General features: G+C 59.1%; 19 protein-coding genes and 5 pseudogenes. 11 read left to right on the forward strand and 13 right to left on the reverse strand.

Annotated elements, in window-relative coordinates; all coding sequences use genetic code 11:
* The first annotated feature begins 87 nt into the window (after positions 1-87).
* From KZO24_RS18105 to KZO24_RS18150, 10 genes are all read left to right on the forward strand, one after another.
* Entirely contained in the window at positions 88-549 is a 462-nt protein-coding gene (locus KZO24_RS18105; RefSeq protein WP_486487500.1) for an ATPase, T2SS/T4P/T4SS family, read from the forward strand.
* Positions 480-755: an ATPase, T2SS/T4P/T4SS family gene (locus KZO24_RS18110; RefSeq protein WP_486487501.1), complete on the forward strand. Its 276-nt coding sequence runs from the start codon at positions 480-482 to the stop codon at positions 753-755. The genes KZO24_RS18105 and KZO24_RS18110 overlap by 70 nt, the downstream gene beginning before the upstream one ends.
* A 529-nt stretch (positions 756-1,284) precedes the next feature.
* Positions 1,285-1,614, forward strand: a complete 330-nt coding sequence (locus KZO24_RS18115) for a hypothetical protein (protein WP_486487502.1) — start codon at positions 1,285-1,287, stop codon at positions 1,612-1,614.
* Positions 1,615-2,223: 609 nt separating this feature from the next.
* Complete coding sequence (locus tag KZO24_RS18120; protein WP_486487503.1) at positions 2,224-3,492, forward strand: hypothetical protein; 1,269 nt, start codon at positions 2,224-2,226, stop codon at positions 3,490-3,492.
* A gap of 217 nt (positions 3,493-3,709) precedes the next feature.
* Positions 3,710-4,222 carry a hypothetical protein gene (locus tag KZO24_RS18125; protein WP_486487504.1) on the forward strand — a complete coding sequence of 171 codons (513 nt, stop codon included), beginning with the start codon at positions 3,710-3,712 and terminating at the stop codon, positions 4,220-4,222.
* A 34-nt stretch (positions 4,223-4,256) separates the two neighbouring features.
* Complete coding sequence (locus tag KZO24_RS18130) at positions 4,257-4,586, forward strand: RHS repeat domain-containing protein (RefSeq protein ID WP_486487505.1); 330 nt, start codon at positions 4,257-4,259, stop codon at positions 4,584-4,586.
* Positions 4,583-6,151 carry an RHS repeat-associated core domain-containing protein gene (locus KZO24_RS18135; protein ID WP_486487506.1) on the forward strand — a complete coding sequence of 523 codons (1,569 nt, stop codon included), beginning with the start codon at positions 4,583-4,585 and terminating at the stop codon, positions 6,149-6,151. The genes KZO24_RS18130 and KZO24_RS18135 overlap by 4 nt, the downstream gene beginning before the upstream one ends.
* 412 nt (positions 6,152-6,563) lie before the next feature.
* The gene (locus KZO24_RS18140; RefSeq protein WP_486487507.1) at positions 6,564-6,827 is read left to right on the forward strand and encodes a hypothetical protein; all 264 of its coding nucleotides are present in this window, start codon (positions 6,564-6,566) and stop codon (positions 6,825-6,827) included.
* Between the two features lie 459 nt (positions 6,828-7,286).
* Entirely contained in the window at positions 7,287-7,550 is a 264-nt protein-coding gene (locus KZO24_RS18145) for a hypothetical protein (RefSeq protein WP_486487507.1), read from the forward strand.
* Positions 7,551-8,008: 458 nt separating this feature from the next.
* Positions 8,009-8,299 carry a hypothetical protein gene (locus tag KZO24_RS18150; protein WP_486487508.1) on the forward strand — a complete coding sequence of 97 codons (291 nt, stop codon included), beginning with the start codon at positions 8,009-8,011 and terminating at the stop codon, positions 8,297-8,299.
* 257 nt (positions 8,300-8,556) lie between these two features.
* On the opposite strand, the pseudogene KZO24_RS18155 reads toward KZO24_RS18150, so the two are convergent.
* The 9 genes and pseudogenes from KZO24_RS18155 to KZO24_RS18195 all read right to left on the reverse strand — a co-directional run.
* Positions 8,557-9,033, reverse strand: a pseudogene (locus tag KZO24_RS18155) (IS5/IS1182 family transposase); the annotation flags it as partial.
* A 143-nt stretch (positions 9,034-9,176) separates the two neighbouring features.
* A pseudogene (locus tag KZO24_RS18160) lies at positions 9,177-9,716 on the reverse strand (transposase); the annotation flags it as partial.
* Positions 9,707-11,221: a group II intron reverse transcriptase/maturase gene (ltrA, locus tag KZO24_RS18165; protein WP_486487509.1), complete on the reverse strand. Its 1,515-nt coding sequence runs from the start codon at positions 11,219-11,221 to the stop codon at positions 9,707-9,709. The gene ltrA and the pseudogene KZO24_RS18160, both read right to left, overlap by 10 nt.
* A gap of 648 nt (positions 11,222-11,869) precedes the next feature.
* Positions 11,870-12,542, reverse strand: a pseudogene (locus tag KZO24_RS18170) (IS3 family transposase); the annotation flags it as partial.
* A gap of 84 nt (positions 12,543-12,626) precedes the next feature.
* Positions 12,627-12,896, reverse strand: a pseudogene (locus KZO24_RS18175) (IS5/IS1182 family transposase); the annotation flags it as partial.
* Positions 12,896-13,231, reverse strand: a pseudogene (locus KZO24_RS18180) (DUF6444 domain-containing protein); the annotation flags it as partial. The pseudogenes KZO24_RS18180 and KZO24_RS18175, both read right to left, overlap by 1 nt.
* 646 nt (positions 13,232-13,877) lie before the next feature.
* Positions 13,878-14,699, reverse strand: coding sequence for an IS5 family transposase (locus KZO24_RS18185; protein ID WP_271183144.1), 822 nt, complete (start codon positions 14,697-14,699; stop codon positions 13,878-13,880).
* 259 nt (positions 14,700-14,958) lie between these two features.
* On the reverse strand, positions 14,959-15,771 hold the full coding sequence (locus KZO24_RS18190) for a cyanophycinase (protein ID WP_486487510.1): 813 nt from the start codon (positions 15,769-15,771) through the stop codon (positions 14,959-14,961).
* A complete protein-coding gene (locus KZO24_RS18195; RefSeq protein WP_486487511.1) occupies positions 15,768-15,956 on the reverse strand; it encodes a hypothetical protein in 189 nt (62 codons plus the stop codon). The genes KZO24_RS18190 and KZO24_RS18195 overlap by 4 nt, the downstream gene beginning before the upstream one ends.
* Before the next feature lie 290 nt (positions 15,957-16,246).
* Between KZO24_RS18195 and KZO24_RS18200 the strand changes: the two genes are divergently transcribed.
* Positions 16,247-18,982, forward strand: coding sequence for a TonB-dependent receptor plug domain-containing protein (locus KZO24_RS18200; RefSeq protein ID WP_486487720.1), 2,736 nt, complete (start codon positions 16,247-16,249; stop codon positions 18,980-18,982).
* A 54-nt stretch (positions 18,983-19,036) separates the two neighbouring features.
* Here KZO24_RS18200 and KZO24_RS18205 read toward each other — a convergent pair whose 3' ends face one another.
* From KZO24_RS18205 to KZO24_RS18220, 4 genes are all read right to left on the reverse strand, one after another.
* Positions 19,037-19,717, reverse strand: a complete 681-nt coding sequence (locus KZO24_RS18205; RefSeq protein WP_486487512.1) for a Csu type fimbrial protein — start codon at positions 19,715-19,717, stop codon at positions 19,037-19,039.
* Positions 19,718-19,737: 20 nt separating this feature from the next.
* Positions 19,738-20,064 carry a hypothetical protein gene (locus KZO24_RS18210; protein WP_486487513.1) on the reverse strand — a complete coding sequence of 109 codons (327 nt, stop codon included), beginning with the start codon at positions 20,062-20,064 and terminating at the stop codon, positions 19,738-19,740.
* Positions 20,055-22,265, reverse strand: a complete 2,211-nt coding sequence (locus tag KZO24_RS18215; protein ID WP_486487514.1) for a fimbria/pilus outer membrane usher protein — start codon at positions 22,263-22,265, stop codon at positions 20,055-20,057. Before KZO24_RS18215 ends, KZO24_RS18210 begins: the two co-directional genes overlap by 10 nt.
* Before the next feature lie 214 nt (positions 22,266-22,479).
* On the reverse strand, positions 22,480-22,725 hold the full coding sequence (locus tag KZO24_RS18220; RefSeq protein ID WP_486487515.1) for a hypothetical protein: 246 nt from the start codon (positions 22,723-22,725) through the stop codon (positions 22,480-22,482).
* Positions 22,726-22,729 lie beyond the last annotated feature (4 nt).

Raw genomic sequence — 22,729 nt, forward strand, 5'->3', positions numbered from 1 at the left:
GATCAGCCGGGCGCATCCGCTGCTCTCTGGGGCATTACCCGATGGATCGCGTATACAGATCATCCTTCCCCCGCCACACGTGGTGCGGTGGCGATCGCGATCCGCAAGCATGTCTCTGCATCGATGCGGCTCGATGACTATCTCAGGGCAGGGGCCTTTGATGAGGCGGCTACAGCGACGCCCGCTCATTCGCCGATGCCGCAAGACGGATTCACCGACGCGCGAGCCATGCGTGATCGGTTGGCGTGTGCGGTCAAAGAGCGGCGGAACATCCTCGTCTCCGGTGGCACGTCCACCGGCAAGACAACTTTCCTCAATGCACTGCTGCACGAGATCGACGAAGATGAGCGCCTGGTGCTCATCGAAGATACGCCCGAACTGCAGATGACCCACGCCAATGCGGTCGGCCTGCTGGCGGTTCGTGGGGGCAGGGTGAGGCTGAGGTCACAGCGGAGGACTTGCTCATCGCTTCGCTGCGCATGCGGCCCGATCGAATTATCCTGGGCGAACTGCGTGGGCGTGAAGCGTCAACATTTCTGCGCGCGGTGAATACGGGTCATCCCGGATCGCTGACGACAATTCATGCCGACAGTCCCGAGCGCGCGATCGATCAGTTGGCGCTGCTGGTACTGCAATCGGGATCGGCGATGAACTGGGACGACATTGTCCGTTACATTCGCCATTCCATATCGATTGTAGTTCAACTCGAACGTCGAAACGGTGTTCGACGTGTCGTCCAATTGATGGATTTCTGAAGCCAAGACCGCAAGATACCGCTGCGGTTTACATCGGGATGCCGAATTATGAAGGTTCGCAAGATGAAGTCTCAACGGTTCGTTATCACAGCCGCCATCGCAATGGCGGCCATCCTCACGCCTTACGAGGCATTCGCTGCTGAAGGGTACACCAGCCCCGCGCAAGTCATGGATTTTGGACCGCGTGAGGTAAGTATCGATATCTATATGCCAGGTCCCGTTAGCCCCATGAATTGCTCGAGTGTGGGTTGATACCGGCTTAAGACCTCCGCATACAATTACGAAATGATCGCCTCGTTCATACTGACCCAGTTCGCGCAGAAGGCGCCATTGCGGCTGTATGTGAATGCCTGCGATAGCGATGGGGCTTCCGTCGTTGTGGCTGCCCGCACGATTTGATAGTCTTGCCGCAGCATGTGCGGCAATTTCAAATATTTAATTTGAAACGACTGGCCATTGCTGGCTGAGGTGCTAGCCTGATGTTCGGAAGTGGGGGCACTGCGTACGCGAGATGAGTATCAGGGGGATCATGCGAAAAATCTTCACAGCTCTGGCGCTGCTCGTGACATGTTTAGCCACTGCGGCTCCGGCGTACGATGCGCAGATCATTGGCAGGATCACGATGATCGAGCCGACCTACGTTCCGTCCCACATCGTGTTCAAGTCGGATAATGGTGCGGGCAGTTGTGTTGCTGGCGCCCTGCTGTCTTGGCCGGCACGTGGCAGTACGGCTGACGAGAAGATTGCCAACATTCAGGCTATCCTGGCCATGCTGCAGACTGCGAAAGCCACTGCGGGCAACGTCGCCATCTATGTGAATTTCGGCACTTGCACCGTTGAGTACATCCACTTCCTTTAGGCGGCAGTTTGGAAAGCGTCGCTTTCTTTGCCCATAAGATATGAGGTTCGTCGTGATCAAATATCGCAAGTGCGCATTGCTGGGAATGGCAGCGGGAGCGCTGCTCACTGCAGCGCCAGTGTTGGCCCAGGAAACAAAAACCTACACATATGACGTGCTGGGGCGGGTGACCGGGGTGCAAACATCGGGAGGTCCAGCCAGCGGTACCAATGCCGGTTACCAGTACGATGCGGCCGGCAACCGCACGAATGTTACCGTATCAGGATCACCCAATGGAAGCGCAGGCGGCGTTGATCCAGGTAGTGGGGCATCAACCGGGACAACCATGTACATAGTAGTGCCTCTCAATGGTTTCACGCTGATCCCAGTGACCCAATGAAGCGGGTTCTGAAGTCACCCAGCTGATGCACGCGCTTTCGCGCGAGCGGATCTTTTCTCATGCGGTCAAAGGCTACAGCGTTTAATGCGCCAGCTTCGACACCGCTGTGTCTCCTAACAATCGCAAGTCGCCGAATGGTCGGGGTGCGCGGTAGCGGCCATGAGGCGATTGAAATTAAATTGATTTTCCTTTGACGTGGCTGGCCACGAACTCTCTTGCGGGGGCATAAGATGATTACCAGTTTCAAACGGCTGTCGGCAAAAGCACGTCTGCGGGCTGTGATTTCTACAAGCGTCCTTGCGGTCGCCGTGCATGGTCAAGTCGCGCATGCGCAAGTCGCTGCGCCTGCGCCAGTACGCAACAACATTGATGCGAATGGCGTTGATCTGTTTCTTGGCACGATGAACTTTGATGGTCCGGAATTGTCCGGAGGTTCTGCGCCGCAAGGGCTTACGTGGCGAAAATTTGCACGTGGCAGCATCGCTATGGGTGATACCCTCGTTGCGACGCTCTCCGTCAGTGGAACGACAGTCTATGTTGCCTTTGGCGGGAAAACTTACCGTTTCACCCAAAATAACAGCACCTACACCTCCACCGAAGGCGACGGTAGCAAGCTGTCGAAATCGTCCGATGATTATACGTTTACAGCGCCAGACGGCACCCGGACCGTGTTTCGATCCGTGTACGTTGGTGGCTACCCCTACGGCTCTGTTCAAGGTGTCGTTGAAACGGTCACGAAGCCCGACGGTACTCTATTCACCTATTCGTATAATAGCATACAATCGTGCGCAGCTTCCAAGCCGGGTGCCAGCGGGCAAATCTGTACGCAGCGCCGAAATATTTACCGAATAGGTTCGGTAACCAGCAGTGGAAAGTACAAGCTGCAGTTCGTTTATGGGAATTGGGAAGGCAATTGGTCAAATCCTGACGAGGTCCCCGCGACAGAAGAGTTGCAAGCTTGGGGAAATATTACCTCAGTGCAGATGACTAACACGGCTGTTACCGGCTCTGTCGCTCGATCGCAAAGTTTTGGTTCTAGCTACAGCAATGGTACCAACTACATTACAATCACGGATTCTGCAGGCGGAGTAACAACCTACCGGGCGATTTCGGGTAAGCTGCGCGGTATTACCTACCCTGGCAGTCCGACTGAAAATGTGACGATCAGCTACGATAGCAACGGTCGGGTCTGGACTGTCGCCAATTCGAAGGGCACGACGACCTACACCTACGCGGACCTCGAGAACAATCGTACCGTAACCGTAACCGACGGTATCGGGCATGCGACGACTTACGTGTTCGATATTGCCAAACAGCGGCCTGTGACTGTCACGAACGGTGAAGGTAACACTACGACCCGCGAGTTTGATGACAAGGGGCGGGTGACCAAGATCATTTCTCCTGAGGACAATTACACAAGTTTCTGCAACGACAGCGGTCTTTGCTATGATGCAAACGGCAATGTCCCACTTACCAGATTCTGTCCCGAAAAATGGTAGCGGGATCGGAACGCTCAGCACCAGCGCGTCATATCCATGTTTGACGGCTGCGACATGCAGCCAACCGGAATGGATCAGGGATGCGCTGGGGCGCGAGACGAATTACACATACGATAACTTAACTGGCAATCTGCTGACGATCACGGCGCCGGCCGCGACTACGGGCGGCGCACGACCTACCACGACTTACAGCTATACGACGGTGAATGGCGTAAGCATGTTGAGCGCCAGTTCGACCTGTTTGACTGCGGCGAACTGTGCTGGAACTGCCAATGAGACAAAGGCGACCATCGCCTATAACGCAAATGGACTGCCTTCATCAGTCACCAAAGCCAACGGTCTGCCGGCGTCTGACAACGGTTTTATAGGCGCTACCACAACTCTGGGATATGATGATGCGGGCAATCTGACGTCCGTCGATGGCCCGCTTGCAGGAGCGGATGATAAGACAGTTTATGTCTATGACGTGCTGCGTCGGCCTCTCGGGGGCATGGGTCCCGACCCGGATGGTTCCAGTGCGCGCAAGAATGCTGCCTCGCGCATAACATACGACGCTCAAGGCCGTGTCGAACTGACGGAACAAGGCTATACTGCGGGACAGACCACTGCTGCGTGGAATGCCTTTACTCCGGCGGCAAGCGTCTCGACCAGCTACGATGCTCTAAGCCGAAAAGCGACCGAGACGCTGAAGAATGGGGGTAGCTTACAGCCTGACCCAATACGCCTATGATGCCGCAGGTCACACTCAATGTGTGACCCAGCGAATGAATACCGGCGGTTATGCATCCTTGCCGGATGCTTGTAGTTTGCAGTCTGGCGGTAGCCAGGGCCAGGACCGCATTACGCGGTACACCTATGACAATGCCAATCGGGTCAAGCAGGTCGAGTCAGGTTACGGAACTGCGCAGCAAGCCACCGAACTGACCGATTACACCGACAATGGGCTGACGGCCTTCGTTGTCGATGCGAATAATAATAGAACGACGTACGACTACGATGGTCATGATCGTCTGGTAAAAACGCGCTACCCGGTCACGGATTTGGGGGCAATGCCAGCGCCGGTGCTGCGTGCAATGGCGATTGTGAGCAGTTGACCTACGGGGACAATGTTCACATCACGCAGCGTCGATTGCGCGATGGTAACACAATCGACTTTGCCTATGATAATCTCGATCGCGTAACCGGGATTAGCGGCGCCACAATTCCGGCCCGGACTTTTACTTACAATTTGCTGGGAATGCCGACCGGTGCGACGCTGACAGGCAACAACCAGAGCGTCACCAATGCGTTTGATGCGCTCGGTCGTATGACTGGTCAGACTACGCCACAAGGTACGGTTAGGTACCAGTATGATGCGGCATCTCGCCGGACCCGCATTACCTGGCCAGATGACTTCTACGTCACCTATGCTTACGATGTGGCTGGCAACGTCACTGCGATACGTGAAAGCGGTGTCACGAGCGGTATCCAGGTCCTTGCAGCTTACAGCTATGACGACTTCGGTCGTAGGACGGGAGTGACGTACGGGAATGGCTCTTCCCGCAGCTTCGCTTACGATGCAGTCAACCGGCTTACGGGCCTCAAGATTGACGCTGCGGGTACCTCTAACGATCTGGTGATCGGTGCAGTCGGCGGAACTGGAACCCCGATTGGCTATAACCCGTCGTCGCAGATCACCAGTCTTGCCCGGAATAATGCGGCGTATGCCTGGACGGGGAATTACAATCTCAGCCGCGATTACACGACCAACGGACTTAACCAATATACGTCGTCGGGAAGCACCACTCTTGCATACGACGGTCGAGGCAACCTCACGGCCTCGGGTTTGACGACCTATTCCTACAATGGTCTCAACCAGCTAACCTCGGTGAGTGGTGGACCGTCGGCCACATTGGCGTATGATGCCGCCGACAGGCTTTATCAGCTGGTATCGGGTAGCATTACGACGCGGTATCTCTACGATGGTGTGAATATGATCGGCGAGTACAACGGATCGAACGCGCTATTGCGTCGGTTTGTGCCGGGGCCGGGCTCCGATGAGCCCGTGGTCTGGTACGAGGGGGCGGGAACGACCGATCGCCGTTGGCTGCAGGGCGATGAGCGCGGGTCGATCGTGACGGTGATGGATGCATCGGGCGCTGCAATCGGGCTCAACCGTTACGATGAATACGGCATTCCGCAGTCAAGCAATAGGGGGCGCTACCAGTACACCGGGCAGGTCTGGCTTGGTGAGGTGGGCCTTTATTACTACAAGGCCCGATTCTATTCGCCCACATTGGGGCGGTTTATGCAGACTGATCCAATTGGATATAGCGACGGACTGAACTGGTACAATTACGTCGGAGGTGATCCCATCAATGCAACAGATCCTAGCGGGTTGCGTACAGATAAGCCCTGTGGCGGCCATGAGCCGTGCTATGTATATTATCCAAACGGTAATGATTGGGTTAATAACTCCCTCCGTCTTCTGATGGTGCAGACATTATTACTAGCGGACATTTTTCTTCGATCGTTGTTGCGCCGTATCGGGTCGATCCTTATTCGATTGTCTGGCGGTACAATGTGGAAGATATTATTTCCGATGATGGCGTTAATGAAATTACTGTCACCGGATCGAGGCCGCAAAAGGATGACGTGTGCTCTTCCGGCGATCGCATAGTATTCTCGATAGGGGTGACAGGTACGGCCGCTGCATTCTTGTGGGGAGCCAATGCTGGCGGTTCGATAAATTTTGCAATCCCAACGTCATTCTCGCTGAAGGGCTCTCAGTTGTCTGTTAGCGGGCAAACGACCAAAATGATGGGTTGGGGAGCATTTGTTGGAGCAGGTGTGACAGGTGGCATTGGATATTCCCCAGGCCCGATGACGAAGGGTTCGTCTACAGCAACATATGGTGAAGCAGACGCGGGCGATGGCGGTTCTATTGGGGGAAGCCTGCAGGGCGATGGAGCTAGTCTGGGAGGTTCCACCGGCATTTTCCCGAAGATCGGTGGCGGGCTAGGACTTTACGCTGGAGGTGGTACGGCCAACGTTTCCACGCCAATCCTGATCAACTTTGGATGTTAAATGCAATGACCGGCGACATTTATATCCGCGCGATGAAAATTGCATTGGCCTTGGGCTGTATAATCGGATGCATATTCTTGCTGTCCGCGGCGGCGATTTATATGCATAAGCAAGGATTTAATTTTGCATCAAGTATAGTTCATCTGCTTAATCTTGAAGATTCGGTCGATGGAATCAAAGAATTGCTTCGACTTTCCGCCATAGTATTAGGTATTTCCGGCTTCATTGCGGTGTGGTTGAAGTGGATTTACCCAGCCATTCCAAGATAGAGAGTTGCCGCAAAAGGATGACGTGTGCTCTTCCGGCGATCGCATAGTATTCTCGATAGGGGTGACAGGTACGGCCGCTGCATTCTTGTGGGGAGCCAATGCTGGCGGTTCGATAAATTTTGCAATCCCAACGTCATTCTCGCTGAAGGGCTCTCAGTTGTCTGTTAGCGGGCAAACGACCAAAATGATGGGTTGGAGAGCATTTGTTGGAGCAGGTGTGACAGGTGGCATTGGATATTCCCCAGGCCCGATGACGAAGGGTTCGTCTACAGCAACATATGGTGAAGCAGACGCGGGCGATGGCGGTTCTATTGGGGGAAGCCTGCAGGGCGATGGAGCTAGTCTGGGAGGTTCCACCGGCATTTTCCCGAAGATCGGTGGCGGGCTAGGACTTTACGCTGGAGGTGGTACGGCCAACGTTTCCACGCCAATCCTGATCAACTTTGGATGTTAAATGCAATGACCGGCGACATTTATATCCGCGCGATGAAAATTGCATTGGCCTTGGGCTGTATAATCGGATGCATATTCTTGCTGTCCGCGGCGGCGATTTATATGCATAAGCAAGGATTTAATTTTGCATCAAGTATAGTTCATCTGCTTAATCTTGAAGATTCGGTCGATGGAATCAAAGAATTGCTTCGACTTTCCGCCATAGTATTAGGTATTTCCGGCTTCATTGCGGTGTGGTTGAAGTGGATTTACCCAGCCATTCCAAGATAGAGAGTTGCCGCAAAAGGGCCCTTACTATCTGACTGACTATGATTGCAGTTGGGGAGCAGGGATGCTCGCGAGGGCTGCGGGCAATGCCTTGGTTGATGCAGGGGGCTATCCCACGGCAATTGGAGGTGTTGGAGCGGGCGCGGGCGCGGCTTTAGGCATCTTCGGTGCGGTGACAGGAAATGTCCCTGCAGCGGGAGTTGGTGCGATAGCTACCGCTGTATTTACTCCGGTCGCTGCTGCGGGTGCCACAATTCAGGGTGCTGGTGCGGTAATTGCATTCGCTGGGGGCGAGTCGAGCCGCAGCTTGGTAAAGAACGCGAGCGCAGCCGTGATCAATCGCCTCCCCGGACCCGATTGGCTAAAGTCTGGATTGAAAGCTGGCTCCAAAATCGTGGCTGATTATGTGCCAGACGTAAGAACCTGTCGTTCTGGTCGATAAGGGTGCGACGGAGTCTGTTATGAAAGAGCGTTTCTGGAAATTTGCCCACCGAAGGTATCAGAGAAAGAAACCAAGTGTTCTGACTGAAGCGGCATTTTTCATATGGGGAGTGTTCTTCTTGTTGGTCTATTCTGCTGCAATTATCAGCGGATGGAGGCCAGTTGGCGCCATGGAGGTTATTGTCGGATTAATTCTGACTGCTACTCCTCTTATGGTGGCAGCGATGCATTGGAGAATTAGAGTTGAAGCTGCCAAGGGAACCGATGCTTTATATCGCAAGCTGGTTTCGGTAACTCGTAGAGTTTCTTGATCAGCATCTCTACAGACCTATGCCCCTGCCCAAAATCTCGTCGATGGCCCCGACCTGCGCCCCGTCGCGCAGGCCGAGGGCTTCGGTGAGGCGGGCGCGGCTATCGGTATAGAGTGCGGCATGGGACCGCGCTCTGCTGATGGCGACATAGGCGGCACGGGTATCGAGTCGGCCGTGAACAATGCGATGTTCGTTTCGGCGACGGGTAGATTGCGTCCGATGTGCCGTGAGGGGTTTATCGAACTGGTAGGCTGCTTTCAGGCAGCGCCCATTTTGGGCAGGACTGGGGATAGCCAGGCGGCGATGAGGGCGCGCAAAAGCGCAGTCAGCCATGCGACGAGCAACCTGAGATTGTGCCCCGCGGCGACCAGGATGGCGTTGATGGCATCGCCGGTGGCACCGGCGAGGTGATTGCGCTCGAGCAGGCCATCGGACTTGGTGTGACCGATGATCGGTTCGATGGCATTTCGTCGCCTGAGCTCGCGCTTGATCGTGGGTGAGGTGATCCCGCGGGTGTGGGCGATATAGACCCTGGCCTGCCCGCCATGCTTGTGCCCCTTGTAGCCGCGATCGACATAAGCCCGCTCAACGGTGACGCCGGTCAGGCGCTCGACTTGCTCGATCTGCCCGGACAGGGTGTGGCCATCATAGGGGTTGCCGGGCAACGCCTGCATGCCGACGATGAACTGGCCGCCGGCGGTGCGGGCGTTTGTCACCGCGATCGAGGTCTTTAAGAAGTGGCCCGGCTCGTCTGAACAGCCTTTGACGTTTGATAAGTGGATCGTCTGCGGGTTGGTTGTTCAAGCTGCCGCCTGCGGGGCGCCATGGAGGTCGGGCGTAGCCCGGCCGGAGTGACGCCCCGCAAGTCGCGGCCAATTCACGCTGCCACGACCTGTGGCAGATTGTCAAAGTAGGTTTGATCGGGCGGACGCCCACCGAGGCTCGAGTGAGGTCTCCGGGCGTTATAGAAACCCAGATATCGGCCGATCGCGTTGCGCGCTTCGCTGACCGAAGCGTAGGCGTGCAGGTAGACTTCTTCGTACTTCACCGAGCGCCACAGCCGCTCGACCACGACATTGTCGCGCCAGGCGCCGCGGCCGTCCATGCTAATCGCAATACCCTCGCGCCGGAGCACGCCGGTGAAGGCCTGGCTCGTGAATTGGCTCCCCTGATCTGTATTGAAAATCTCCGGCTTGCCATAGCGCGCCAGGGCTTCCTCGAGCGCTTCCACGCAGAAGTCGGCCTCCAGCGTGATCGAAATCCGATGGCTGAGAACCTTGCGGCTGAACCAGTCGACGATAGCTACGAGATAAACGAAGCCCCGCGCCATGGGGAGTGGAGTAGGAAGCGCATCAGCGCTTCCTCCCCGAACCGTACGTGCACCTTTCAGCGCATACGGCTCTCCATTCAACCCTGGCCCATGGCCATGGCGACGTCATGATAGCGGGAGGTAACGGTGTTTCGGATTTCGTCCCGGAAGATATAGGGGTTTCGATCCGGGTTCCGCCACCGGAACTGCATTTTCTGGCTTGTGACCAGTCTGCGCAGCGCCTTGCCGACAGCTTTTCCCTGATTGCTACGACCATAAATCAGCCAAGTTTTCGACTGGCCGATGTCCGGTACACGGTACCATTTGCGCATCAGAGGCTTGATGCGTGACCGGTATTTCCGCGCCAACCAGTGCGCCATTTTCCAGAACACGACGGTGTCGATGCGCCGGAATATGCGCGCTGTGAAGTCGGTGAACTTGTAGAACGCAGCCCATCCCGCCAGTTGACGGTTCAGGCTATCGATCATGTCCACCGTGGCAACATCATGATTGCCGGAGAGCGCCTTGATCAATCGGTGGGCGAAGGTCTCGGCTTTCTCCTTGGGTATCGTCGAGACCACGGACATGCGTCCTCTTGATCCCCGCCTGCGGATGATCCGGTGCCCGAGGAACACGAACCCGTCATTGACGTGGGTGATATGGGTCTTGCCCATATTCAACGTCAGTTTAAGGCCGCCCTCCAGAAAGGTCCGGCATTCATCACGGATGGCCTCGGCGTGTGCCTTGGTGCCCTTGACGATGACGACGAAGTCGTCGGCGTAGCGGCAGTAGGCGACAGCAGGTTTCCATTGCCGGTTCTCGCGAACCGTGATGGGGCGACCCTGCTGGATGCCGAAGTTCCACGCCCAGCGATCCTTTCGCGCCTTGTCGCTCAGATATTTCGCCTCCAGCCACGCATCAAACTCATGGAGCATGATGTTGGACAGGAGTGGCGACAGAACGCCGCCTTGCGGAACGCCTTCGCTTGAGGCCACGAACAGGCCACGATCAATGTGGCCTGCTTTCAGGAACCGCCGGAGCAGATCAACAAACCGGTCGTCCCGGACGCGCCGCCGAACGCAGCGAAGCAGAAGCCGGTGGTGAACCGTGTCGAAGTAGCTCGCCAGATCACCTTCAATGATCCAGCGGCCCCGCGTCCCGGCACCAGTATCCTGCAACTGTATCTTCACGGTTCGGACAGCGTGATGCACGCTGCGTTCCGGCCGGAAGCCGTAGGAGAGGCGATGGAAGTCGCTTTCCCAGATCGGCTCCATGGCCATCAACATCGCACGTTGGACGATGCGGTCTTTTAGTGTCGGGATACCCAGTGGACGTTTCTTGCCATTGGCTTTCGGGATATAGATCTGCCTGACCGGCTGCGGGATATAACTCCCCGTCAGCAAGTCCGTACGCAGACAGGCTAGATGTTCTGCAAGGCCTGCCTGCATCCGTTGCTTGTCCATTCCGTCAATGCCCGGCGTATGGGCGCCGCTTGACGCCAATACGATCCGGGCGGCTTCGGCAAGCCACGCCCGGTCAGCAATGAGCCTGAGAAGGCGGTCGAACCTACGGTTCGGCTCGCTCTCGGCCCATGTCGCGAGCTTGTGCTGCATTTCGCTGATTATCAAAGGTCTTCACCTCGTTTGGTCAGGTAGTTTGCACTTCAAGCAGATTGAACTGCCCCCTTCGCCATGTGGCCGGCTTTCCCGGTCGCGGACTACTACGGGGACTCCGCCAGCATGGTGGACATCGGGGCCAACTCCTTTCGCATTCCATCATGCCTTCCCTCGTTCATATGCTGGACTTTCACGCGCTGGGGAGGCTGCCGGTCGCAGTCCTTGTCCTTGCGTCCTGCAAGTCGATGCCGATGCCATGGCCTGGCTGCGTTCTCTCCATGACTCCATGCGGGCGTGCTACGTGTACGACCGCAGTCGGATGTCGCCGACTTACGTATCCGGCGCCATCATCAGCATTCCGCCTGTTAAGCCGTGTAGGCGAAGGCGACATTTCAGCCCTCGGATGCGGATTAACCGGTTCGTGTTCCTCAACCTTCCAGCGCTACAGCCTCGGGGACCATCTCGGCGTAACGGCTTCACCTCAATCCCCTTTACCTGCGGGCTACGTCACCCTGTCAGTTGACGACAGGTCACCGCCGCTTGGGCTCATGCCCCCTCACAGCAGAGGGCAGGGCAGTCGTTCATTCCTCCTTTCTCCTTTGCATTCCAACATACGCCCCCGGACCATCCGGGACGAGGCGCACTGTAACTGATGTCTGTCGCCCAGACTTGATTGGGCCTCACGATCGGAAGCTTGCGCAGGAGATAGGGATAGATCTTGTGCCCTGGCGCCGGCTTCGAGGTGCTGGGACGTCGATAGACCGCCTCGATCGCCATCTTCTTCATCAGGCTCGCGACATGGCAGCGGCCAATCTCGATACCCTCCTGGCGCAGGAAATCACGTAGCATTCGGCTTCCCGCGAACGGAAACTCCAGGTGCAACGCGTCGATGCGCCGCATGATCGCGAGATTCTCCGACGAAACCGGCCGGGGCAGATAATAGACACTGCCCCGGCTGATCCCCAGTTCCTTCGCCTGACGCTTCACCGGTAAGGTGTGCGTTCGGTCAATCATCGCTTTGCGCTCGGCAACACTCCTGCCTTGCCGAGCGCGCCTTCCAAAAATCATTCGCCAACGTCAACTCGCCTATCTTGGCATGCAGCGTCTTCACGTCGACGGCGGGCTCGTCCGAGGACTTCTCCGACCCGAATACGCCGGCCGCTCCTTCGAGCAACTGCGTGCGCCACGTCGTGATCTGGTTGGGATGCAAGTCATAGTCCTGCGCCAGCTCTGCCAGCGTCTTCTCGCCCTTGATCGCGGCAAGTGCTACCTTCGCCTTGAATGCCGGGCTGTGGTTGCGCCGGGGTCGTCTGCTCATTCTCTGCTCCTGTCTCGCAGCCTTCCTGGCTGCTCTCAGGCAGAAAATCCAATTATCTCAGTGCGCAGATTCCCCAGGCCACCTCTTTACCCCGAACTCGTAGCGGGTCCGCGCCTTGCCCTTGGCGATGCATTCCACCTCGGGCGCGTGCAGGGCATAAAGCTTGTCCGTGCTGCCAGCCTTCTGGGTGAGGATCTTCGCCACCCGCTCGCGGACGACGGCAAAGGCGGCCTCGAGTTCCTCATTTCCGGCGATCTTGCGGCCGATGTCGCGGTCGAGCCGGCCCAGCCAGGTGCGAAGTTTGCGCACCCAACGCATCGCCTGCTTGTGACCGCGCCCGTGGATCAGCCGGGACAATGCTGGGTCTGCGAGGAAACATCGGTCCCGCAATGGCAGCAGCTTGCCGCCATGACGCGTTCGGTTTTGTCCGGCGTCTCGGCCAGTGGGCGGTGCTTGCCTTCGCGCGGCGGGCGCTTGCCAGTCCTGGGCTTACCGCCTTTGCCGCCCCGCTCGCCGAAGTCGTCCTTCGAAGGCGGTATATGCGAATTCTTCGAGGTCTTGCGCGGCTTGCCGACCAGGGATTCCAACTCGGAAATCCGTGCTGCCATCCGCTCGATCATCTCGTGCTGAGCAAGCAGCAGCTCGTTCTTCTCGGCCTCGGTCAGAACATGAAGCGGCGGTGGTGGCATCCGTAGGGATGGATCAGTCAACCGACCTCCGCGCAACACTTTTCTGCCAACCCCGTGAGCAATTACAAATATCCTGGGGATGGAACGAGCACCTCTCGAAATGGCGAGTTATGCCGCGGCCCGAGAGCCGCTGAATAGCCGAGATGGTTGCGTTGCGGCTAATGCTTGCTGCCTCGCCGACGGCAACCTCCCAGCAGCAGCTGCCGTTGAAACCTTGATGGTGCCATATGCACAGCAAATGCAGCGTCCGACCGAACCAAATATGACAGAACGCAGGTTATCCCCAAAATTAGCACAATTTCTAGCACATAACACAAAATAAAATTAAAAACTGTTTTAATCCAATAAGATGGAGTTCGTCCTTCCTTCTCATAACCTGAAGGTCGTAGGTTCAAATCCTACCCCCGCAACCAAACATATCAATGACTTAGGCGCTAAGAGCCTAGCTATACGCAATGCCGTGTCCGCACTAGGTCCGTTTTTCCTCGCAACATTTTCTGAACAGAAGCGCGCAAGAACTTCCGGTTCCGGGCATCGGCTTCCCGTCGCCTGACGGCCGGAAGGGGTGAATGGCGGTCATTCCTACCGCGTAATCTCAAGAACCTTTGCATCTTGAGTGTCTGATTCAAAATTGCGGGCGTGGCAATCAGGGCCTTGCGATGCGGCGAGCATATAGCTGGATGGATGCGATAAAGAGCCAAGCCGTGGCGGACGCGATGGTTTCCTCGAAGTCCTTTGCCAGACGCCGGTTGCGGCTCAGCCATGCGAGCGTTCTTTCGACGACCCATCGTCGCGGCAAGACCTCGAAGCCCTTGGCAGTATCGGACCGTTTGATGATTTCGACGGTCCACTTTCCGATCCGGCGCAGGGCCTCCCTGAGCTTGTTTCCGGCATAGCCGCCGTCTGCAAACACGTGACGCAGCCAGGGGAAGCGCCTGACGATTTCTCCAAGGACCAGCGGTGCCCCGTCCCGGTCCTGAATGTCGGCGGCGTGCACAACGGCATGGACAAGATTTCCATCGGTGTCGGTCAGGATGTGCCGTTTGCGTCCTTTGATCTTCTTGCCTGCATCGTAACCGCACAGGCCACCGCTTTCGGTCGTCTTGACCGACTGGCTGTCGATCACGCCAGCGCTGGGAGAAGCCTCTCGCCCATCAGCTTCTCGGGCCATCATCAACAAGGTGTGGTTTATCGTCAGCCACAGCCCGTTGTCTCGCCACAAGTAGAACCAATGCCGCACGCTCGACACCGGCGGAAAGCAAGGCGGCAGCATCCGCCATGGCAGGCCTCCGCGCAGTAGGTACAGAATTGCCTCGACGATGCGTCGTAATGGCCATTTGCGGGGCCGTCCGACACGAGACGCAGGTGGAAGCAATGGCTCCAGCAGCGCCCACTCGGCATCCGTCAAATCGCTTGGCAAAGCTAGCCCTCTTCGCGCATGAAGGGCGCGAGTGGTATCGGTCCACATCGTTGAATCCATGGTAGTTTTTGGCGAAACCCATGAATCAATGACAGGCCAAAGCGTCAAGCTAACCTGCTGATACCACTCAACTTATTTTCTGATCAGGCTCTTAGAATTCATTAGGCTGGGACTGCACGTCAACCTACCGGTCGTTCATTCCGCGAAGCCGCTGCTGCTGCAGTTTTGCCGACGGCGGGGCGTCACGGTACATTGCACCGTTCAAGGCAAATGCGAGGGCTTTGCCCGCTCCAATGGCAGCGAGCGATCAGCGCGGCACCTCGACGACTTTGCCTTCCCGCACTGCGTAAGTGCGTACGAACAGCGGGGCGTCGACCGTGCCGCCCGGCAGGTGTACTATCGAACGTGCGCCTATTCCGGTGACCGTCACACGATCGGCGGCAAGTGTGCCGGATGCCGCAGTGGACTTCAATCCGGCACCATCCACCAGCCAAGCGCCGCCATCCGGCGCCGTGGCGTAGATCCGCCCGCTGCCGTCCGTCTCGATTGCAAGCGCTGCGCTCTCGTCCACGCCAAGTCCGATCATTGGTTCAGTGCGCGCCGCCTGCGCCTTGGCGACGAAGGCGAAGAGGCGGCCCAACCGGTCGCGTTCCTTGAAATGCGTGTCGGTGACGATGCCCTTGAGCGTCGCCAGATGCAGGAAGTCGCCCTCGATCGTGTTGCCCGGCCCGAACGGATCTGCCAGAGCTTCGATGCTCGTCAGGCTGCCACCGTCCATCGCCCCGTAAAGCTTCTCCCCGAGCATCGCCAGGCCCGCGCTTGTACCGCCGAGCGGCTTGCCGGCAGCGACGTGGGCGTCGAGCGCTGCGGCGACCGGAGTGCCGCGCCAGAAGCGCACGTAGCGGGACTGATCGCCGCCGGCGATGAAGATGCCGTCTGCCTTGTGCAGCGCGGCGATCACTTTCGGATCATAGGCGGCCTTGCGATTCCTGAACACGAATGTCTCGGCTGAGCGAATACCGCCGATTTCGCGGTAGAACTCCTCGCCGATCTCCGGACCGAACGACGCGCGCAGGATCACGATGTGGCCCTGGCCGGCATGGACGAAGAACCACTTCATCGCATCGATGTTGCGGTCTCCCCGCCCATCAGCAGCAGGCCGCCGGAATGAGGCGCTGTCGTCGGCGTGTCCAGGTCGCCCACAGCGTAGTGCTCGTAGCCCGTCCGCGCGATGGCAGAGGATGCGGGCATCAGTCCGGCAAGGCCGAGGGTAGCGACGAGAACGGGAGCTGCGGAGAATTTCATGCATCGTCCTCCGAATACGTCGCCAAGTCTTCCGGAAGACGGGTTGCGACATTTTGCGCACACCAGTCTGCAATGTGAAGTAATATAATGTCAAATTGATTGAGGCGGCGTCCGTGTTGTGGTTTCGTGACAACGTCGGAAGCATGGGCGGGCAGGGGCAAGCCCGCTTTCGACCGGGGGACACTATGGGTTCTGGTGCGTTTGCAGGTTCCGGTTTATATGGCCGCCGCGGGGTGTGGGCTTTTGGATGCAGCATTCTTGCTCTGTGCGTGCAGCCGGGTAGCGGCGCCATGGCGCAGGAGGCGACGCAGGATGCCTCCCGGGATGCCGTGCAGGAGGATGCGATCGTCGTAACCGGCTCGCGCATCCCTCGCGTGGCGAGCGAGGGGCCTGCGCCTGTAACCGTCATCAATTCGGAATCGATCCGCGCGAACGGCTACGCCAGCGTTCCCGACATCCTGCGCGCGGTCACGCAGAACGGCGGCGAGACGCAAAGCCAGCAGTCCTTCAGCGGCGCGAGCTTCACGCCCGGCGCGCAGCAGGTCGATCTGCGCGGGCTCGGTCCGAACCATACCCTCGTGCTCGTTAACGGGCGGCGCATCGCGGACTTCCCGCTGCCGTTCCAGGGCCGCAGTAACTTCACCGACATCTCGAACATCCCGGTCAGCATGATCGAGCAGGTGGAAGTGCTGAGCGGCAGCGCCTCGGCCATCTACGGATCGGATGCGATCGCCGGTGTCATCAACTTCAAGCTGAAGGACAAGATCGACGGCACCACCATCGACTACCGCCACGGCCGCACCGAGCACGGCGGCGGCATGTCCCATCGCCTCTCGGTGACGAGCGGCTGGTCGACCGACCGATTCCATATCATCGGAGGCGCGGAGTACCTGCTGCAGCGGCCGATCTGGGGCTATCAGCGCAAGTTGCAGGATAGCACCGCGGACAACCCCACGACTGCTACGCCGCTCGCGCGCCGCACGTTCCTGCGCTATGATCCCGATGCCGACGAATACGTCGATCCCGGTGCGGCGACGTGCGCGGGCCTCGGCGGGCTCAACGGTGGCTCGACTTATTACGCCTCGCGTCCGCGCTACGGCGCCTACGATCCCGATCTCGACGACTACGGCCCCGGTTACTTCTGCGGAAGCAACACCTCGATCGGCTACGGCACAATCATTTCCCGGCGAGAGGGCTTCAACAGCTTTGCCTCGGCCGGATACGAACTGTCGGATGCGGCCGAACTCTTCGTTGATGCGCAGTTCGGCATCAGCAAGGTCGCGCTCATGCCCGACGTGCTTTCGTGGGGCTTTCAGGATGCCTCGGGCAGCAGCGACACGACTTTTTACAATGCCTTCGACGATCGGCTGGACGACTGGTATCGCCAGTTCACACCCGAGGAATGGGGTGGATTTCGCAACCTGATGACGCGCAACCGGCAGACGACCTTCAGCATCACGCCCGGCGTCAAGGGATCGCTGTCCGGAAAGTGGTCCTACGAGGTTTCGTTCAACCACAGCGAGTATCGCGCCCGGGTTGCCTTCCCGCAGGTGATCGCCGCCAAGGCCAACGCGCTGTTCCTGGGTGAGCAGATCGGCACCGACGAGGACAGCGGCTATCCGGTCTTCAACGCGGCCCCCGCGCGCCTCTACACGCCGCTGACCCTGACCGAGTACGACAGCATCACCGCCTATTCGGTCTATCGTCCGAAGAGCTGGACCGACAACCTGCAGGCCACGCTGACCAGCACCAGCCTGTTCGACCTGCCCGCAGGCCCGGTCGGGTTCGCGGCAGTCGCGGAGGGCGGCAAGCAGGGCTACGACCTCAATCCTGATCCGCTCGCGCTGACCGACTATTACTATGGGCTCAAGGATAGCGACGGCCATGGCAAGCGCAGCCACTGGGCGCTTGGCGGCGAACTGCGCGTTCCGGTAACCAGCTTCCTGCAACTGTCCGGCGCGGCGCGCTATGACGGCTATCGCTTTGCCGGCAACACGATCGGCAAGTTCACCTACAACGGCGGTGTCGAGTTGCGCCCGATGCAGAGCCTGCTGCTGCGCGCGGCCTATGGCACGGGCTTCCGCGCGCCGGACCTGCACTATGTTTTCACCGGGCCGGGCAATACCCATCCTTCGGCGACGGACTATTACCTGTGTCGTACCGACGAGCCCGACGAGGACATCGGCGATTGCTCCTATGCCGACGAAGGCATCGTCGCCAAGCGTAATGGCAATCGCGCCCTGAAGCCGGAAACGAGCAAGTCGCTCAACGGCGGGTTCGTATGGCAGCCGAGCCGTCATTTCGATGTTTCGGTGGACTACTTCCGCGTCTCGCTGTCGAACCAGGTGCAGGACCTTTCCATCGACAAGTTGCTGCGCGACGAAGCCGACTGCCGGATAGGCACCACTACCTCCGGCAGTGCGGTAGATGTCGGTTCGCCGACCTGCCAGGATGCGCTTTCGCGCGTCCAGCGCTATGCCAGCGGGGTCAACGAAGGCGAACTCGACGCGGTTTCAATCAACCCGATCAACATCGCGCACGAAAAGACCAGCGGCATCGACGTGGCTCTTCATGGTAATCTGCCGACCGATTTCGGTGATTTCTCGCTTTCGGCCTCGCACACGCACGTCTTCACGCATAGCTTCCGCCAATATCCCGGCGATGCGTCGATCAACAAGCTGGCGTACGACAGCGGCTACGACATCCCGCGCGACAAATCGACCGCGAGCCTGACCTGGAAGGTGGAGCAGCTTTCGTGGACGCTCTCGGGCACCCGTCTCGGCAAGCTGCCGAACTACGATCAGGACGCTTATATAAAGGCGAGCTACCTGTTCAATACCAGCCTGCAGTATGACTTCACCGATCATCTGCGCGGTTCTCTGACGGTGAATAACGTGCTGGACACCAATCCCGTGAAAGACCGGAGCTATGCGTCTTATCCGTATTACGACATCAGCTGGTTCGACAGCGTCGGTCGCAGTATCTACCTTGAGATGACCTGGAAGATCGGCGGCAGCGGGCTCTGATTTCTTGGTTTTAGAGCGTGTCCAGTCAGGTGGGGCCACCTGACTGGACACGCTCTAGAATCCGATGTCCACGATCACCACATCGCCGTAGACTCCTGCAGCAGGCGTCATCTGGGCGGAGTCGATGACCGCGCGATAGGTGTATCCTTGCAGAGTACTGCTGTCGTAGATGCCCGGATTGCTGTCTGCGGATGCGCTGCTGCGGCGCTCTGCCGCAATCGCGCTGCCCCATCGACCCGCACTGACGGAACTGCCGCGATAGATTTCGTAATTGAGGTAATTGCTGGTCGTGCCCTGCCGCATGCGTCGTGTACCCGAGAAGTTCTGCCCGTTGCCGAGCCCGACGGTATAGGTCGAATTGAGGCTGCAACGAACTGAGATCGTGCGAGTCACCGCGCTGAAACTGCCGACCAGCGGAGCAGTGCCAAAGGCCAGGTCGGGCGCGGTGATCTGGCAGTCTGGCAGGACCTTGAGCGTCACTGTCACCGTTAGCGGCACGCCCGTGCCCCAGCTGGTCAATGGCCCCAATAGAGTGCTGCGCGTGGCGCCGGGGCTGTTCGATGTCCCGACGCAGGCGTTGAGGGCACCGATCGTGCAGATCGAAAAGTACCAGCGCAGCATCACCGTACCGGTGTATGTCCCGGCAGCAAGCCCCGAGGTCGGCGTGGTGCGCACGTAAAGCGGGATACTGGTTCCCGGCCCGCTGAACAGGGTGATCAGGGCCGTGGTAGACAAGTCCGCCTCGCTGCCCGCAGTCAGCGCTGTCCCCCCGAAGCGGACGAAAGCGTGAACGGTATGGTCTGCCCGCCCGGCCCGGTCAGCAGGAACGTGGAGGAGTCTACCCGGACCTTTATGTAGGACGTGGTGGCTACCGTCAGCAGGCTGGAGCAAGACAGGCCGCCCGCGCCGCTGCTCGCCTGTGCCTGTCCTGCCACCGAGAATGATCCGGCATCCCCGATCGTGATCGTGGAGGCGGCCACAGTGCAGTTCCCGTAAGTCTGCGCCCGCGTGGTTCCGCTCCATGCAGTGAGGATCACTGCCAGCAAAAGGGCGAGCGCGCGAAAATGGGGGATCATTGGCATGTCAGCGTTCCCATGTCGGCGATCTTGCCTTGTTCCACCTTCATGTCGAAGACCGTCCGGCAGCTTGCCCCGTCCGGCAGGGTGACGACCAGATCGTTGTGCGCGGCAAGGTCTTCGGCGAAGACGAGCCCGTCCCACCCGACATAGGCGGTTCCCCGGCCATTGACGCGTATCACGGCGCCCACCGGTAACGGTGCTCCGGCCTTGTCCACCAGCGCGATCTGCGCAGCAATCATCCGGCGGACCGGGAAATCCAGGATGTAGCCGCTGCCCCGTTTCACAGCCACTTTCTGATCTACGACATCGGCGGTCAGGTCCTCGCGGAAGCCCAGAGGGTCGATGGTGTACTTGCCTGGATAATAGGCTGCCGCCCACGGGATAAGGACATGCCCGTGGGCATCGGTGCGGCCAACCAGCTGGTTTTCATAGTAGACGGGCACGCCGGAATAGCCCCGTGTCGAAACCAGCGCGAAGGCGTCCGCTACTCGATTGGCCGCGAAGACCGCCTTGTCCATCCAGATGACTGATCCCGATGCGCCCAGCCAGCGTGTCACGTCGCCGCTGCGGCCGTACGCGCCGCCGCGCAGTTCCGCAAAGCGGGTGCGCCAGGTGACGTCGGCATTGCCGTGGAGGTCGCCGTGGCCCAGGCGATCTACGCCCGCGTTCCAGCCGATGCCGCCTTGCGTCGGCACTGCGCGGTTATAGTCGATCCGGGTGCCATAGCGGCCGTCCGCCTCGCGCATCACGCCGCCGTTGACGGTGCCGCGATTGCCGCCCAGCGGGACCTGCAGGCTGAGCGAGGCCGTCCAGCCGCGCTCGCCCAGGTCGCGCGTCGCCGAGGCAAAGATGCTCGCCGAGCCCCCGACCGGCATCGTCCAACTCAGGTTCGCCAGCCGCGTCCTGCCTTCTCCCCGTGCCCGGCTTTCGAGGTAGGCGCCGCCGATCGATCCGAAACGGCCCAGCGCCACGCTGGCGCTTGCCGATGTCATCCTTGTCGCCCGGTCCCGATCCCGCGTCAGGGAGGCGAGGTCGAAGAAGCCTGCATTCTGCCGCTGGTGATTGACGGAGAAGGAAAAGTCGCGGCGCTGGTACTGATAACCGACGGAGACCTGTCCCCCGTTCCGGCCGCCATTACGGCTCATGCCGTAGGCCGCATTCACTACGCCGAATGTCCCGATCCGAACGACGGCGCCTACGCCCAAAACGGCCGTGGCGCCACTCAGTTCGAAATGGCCTTCCGCCGTCAGCGTTTTGGAAAGGCCGTGGCGTAACGAGCCGCTTGCAGCCATCGTGCCGTAATCGAAACTGCGTTGTCCGTAGTGCCGGCGCATCGCCCCTGCCGCGATTGCGTAATCGGTAAGACCGGGCCGCAGCAGGGTGGTCGCTACATAAAAGGGAACTTGCGTCGCAACCTGTCGGCCGAGCGCATCCGTGACCACAATGCTGGCTTGCCCGGCGCCGTTGATCTGGGGCAGCGGGTTCATCACGAAGGGGCCGGGCTGGATCGATCCGCCGAATGCCTCGTGATTGTCGATGAACAACTGTACCGACGACGGCAGCGCCGCCTCTCCCGCGAAAGCCGGCACTGGATATGTGACCACATCGGGCCGGACCGCGAAATCGCGCGAGACCTGCACCCCGCCCAATCTGATCGCGTTGCTCCACGGCAGGGTCCGGGTGACGAGGTCGCCTGCCTCGTAAGTCGTCATGCTGTCCTCGTCGGATCGAATCCAGCGTGTGTCGTACCGCATGAAGGCCGTGTTGCCGCCCGTTCGCGCAACGCCGGTGGTCGAGAACAGCCCGGCAGGTCCGAATACCCGGAAATCGGTCCATAGCGAAGCCGATGGCGGTGCTCCGGGCGCATCGACCGCGTAAAGATCATAGTTGAGCATCACGCCAATGCTGCTGCGCGCGGGTCCTTCGTTGCGGCGCGGTCCGAACCCGATCTGCTGGCCTTGTAGCCACCGGGCAGGAACCTGCAATTTCAGGCGCTGGTTGGGCATGTCGTATTCCACTTCCACCCCGGGCAACTCATCCACCGTGACCTGTGCGGAAGCTTCGCCCTCCACTGGCAGCGAAAGAGCACGCATGTCGCCGGCGGAAATATGGAAATGGCCCTCGCTTGCCTGTACCGGCACGATCACTCCGCTCGGCACGCCGTTGACCACGACCTCGAGTTGCAGTGGCTCGGCTTCGGCCACGGTTCCCCTTTCGGCATAAGACGCGGCGGCGGGAATATCGTCGTATTTTGTCGCAGCTTGGCAAGGAGCCACGATCAGCGCAGCGCATGTTCCGGAAAAGAGCGCCCATTTCAACTGACGAAAAATGGCCGCGAGAAGCAACATTCACCTTCCATTCCCATGGGCCATTCCGACAAGGATGCAGAGCACCCGTCTGCCGGTTCAACCGTCCTCCTCAGGGCTGTCGGTGCGTCATTGGCGAAGAGGAATCCCCCTCGACTTCGGCGAAAAGCCGCGCTTGCGGCGCGATGGCCTGCGTGATCGCGAAGCGCATCGTTGCCCCGGCCAGGACATAGCCATGCGCCCCATCCAGCTTCAGCGATGTTCCGTCCGCCCGCTTCATCGTGACTGTGGTGAGACGGCTGTGCCGGGTGCCCGGATTGTGGACTTCGAGCGACGTCGCTCCGCCTGTCTCGACCACACGC

Source organism: Novosphingobium sp. NFX11, from assembly GCF_057376415.1.

What these genes read in the sequence shown, in the direction of transcription:
- KZO24_RS18130 (WP_486487505.1), top strand. Translation starts at nt 4,257, where the DNA reads ATGAATACCGGCGGTTATGCATCCTTGCCGGATGCTTGTAGTTTGCAG.
- KZO24_RS18200 (WP_486487720.1), top strand. Translation starts at nt 16,247, where the DNA reads ATGGCGCAGGAGGCGACGCAGGATGCCTCCCGGGATGCCGTGCAGGAG.
- KZO24_RS18115 (WP_486487502.1), top strand. Translation starts at nt 1,285, where the DNA reads ATGCGAAAAATCTTCACAGCTCTGGCGCTGCTCGTGACATGTTTAGCC.
- KZO24_RS18210 (WP_486487513.1), bottom strand. Translation starts at nt 20,064, where the DNA reads ATGCCAATGATCCCCCATTTTCGCGCGCTCGCCCTTTTGCTGGCAGTG.
- KZO24_RS18110 (WP_486487501.1), top strand. Translation starts at nt 480, where the DNA reads ATGCGGCCCGATCGAATTATCCTGGGCGAACTGCGTGGGCGTGAAGCG.
- KZO24_RS18125 (WP_486487504.1), top strand. Translation starts at nt 3,710, where the DNA reads ATGTTGAGCGCCAGTTCGACCTGTTTGACTGCGGCGAACTGTGCTGGA.
- KZO24_RS18145 (WP_486487507.1), top strand. Translation starts at nt 7,287, where the DNA reads ATGACCGGCGACATTTATATCCGCGCGATGAAAATTGCATTGGCCTTG.
- KZO24_RS18185 (WP_271183144.1), bottom strand. Translation starts at nt 14,699, where the DNA reads ATGTGGACCGATACCACTCGCGCCCTTCATGCGCGAAGAGGGCTAGCT.
- KZO24_RS18150 (WP_486487508.1), top strand. Translation starts at nt 8,009, where the DNA reads ATGAAAGAGCGTTTCTGGAAATTTGCCCACCGAAGGTATCAGAGAAAG.
- ltrA (WP_486487509.1), bottom strand. Translation starts at nt 11,221, where the DNA reads ATGCAGCACAAGCTCGCGACATGGGCCGAGAGCGAGCCGAACCGTAGG.
- KZO24_RS18140 (WP_486487507.1), top strand. Translation starts at nt 6,564, where the DNA reads ATGACCGGCGACATTTATATCCGCGCGATGAAAATTGCATTGGCCTTG.
- KZO24_RS18120 (WP_486487503.1), top strand. Translation starts at nt 2,224, where the DNA reads ATGATTACCAGTTTCAAACGGCTGTCGGCAAAAGCACGTCTGCGGGCT.
- KZO24_RS18195 (WP_486487511.1), bottom strand. Translation starts at nt 15,956, where the DNA reads ATGAAATTCTCCGCAGCTCCCGTTCTCGTCGCTACCCTCGGCCTTGCC.
- KZO24_RS18190 (WP_486487510.1), bottom strand. Translation starts at nt 15,771, where the DNA reads ATGAAGTGGTTCTTCGTCCATGCCGGCCAGGGCCACATCGTGATCCTG.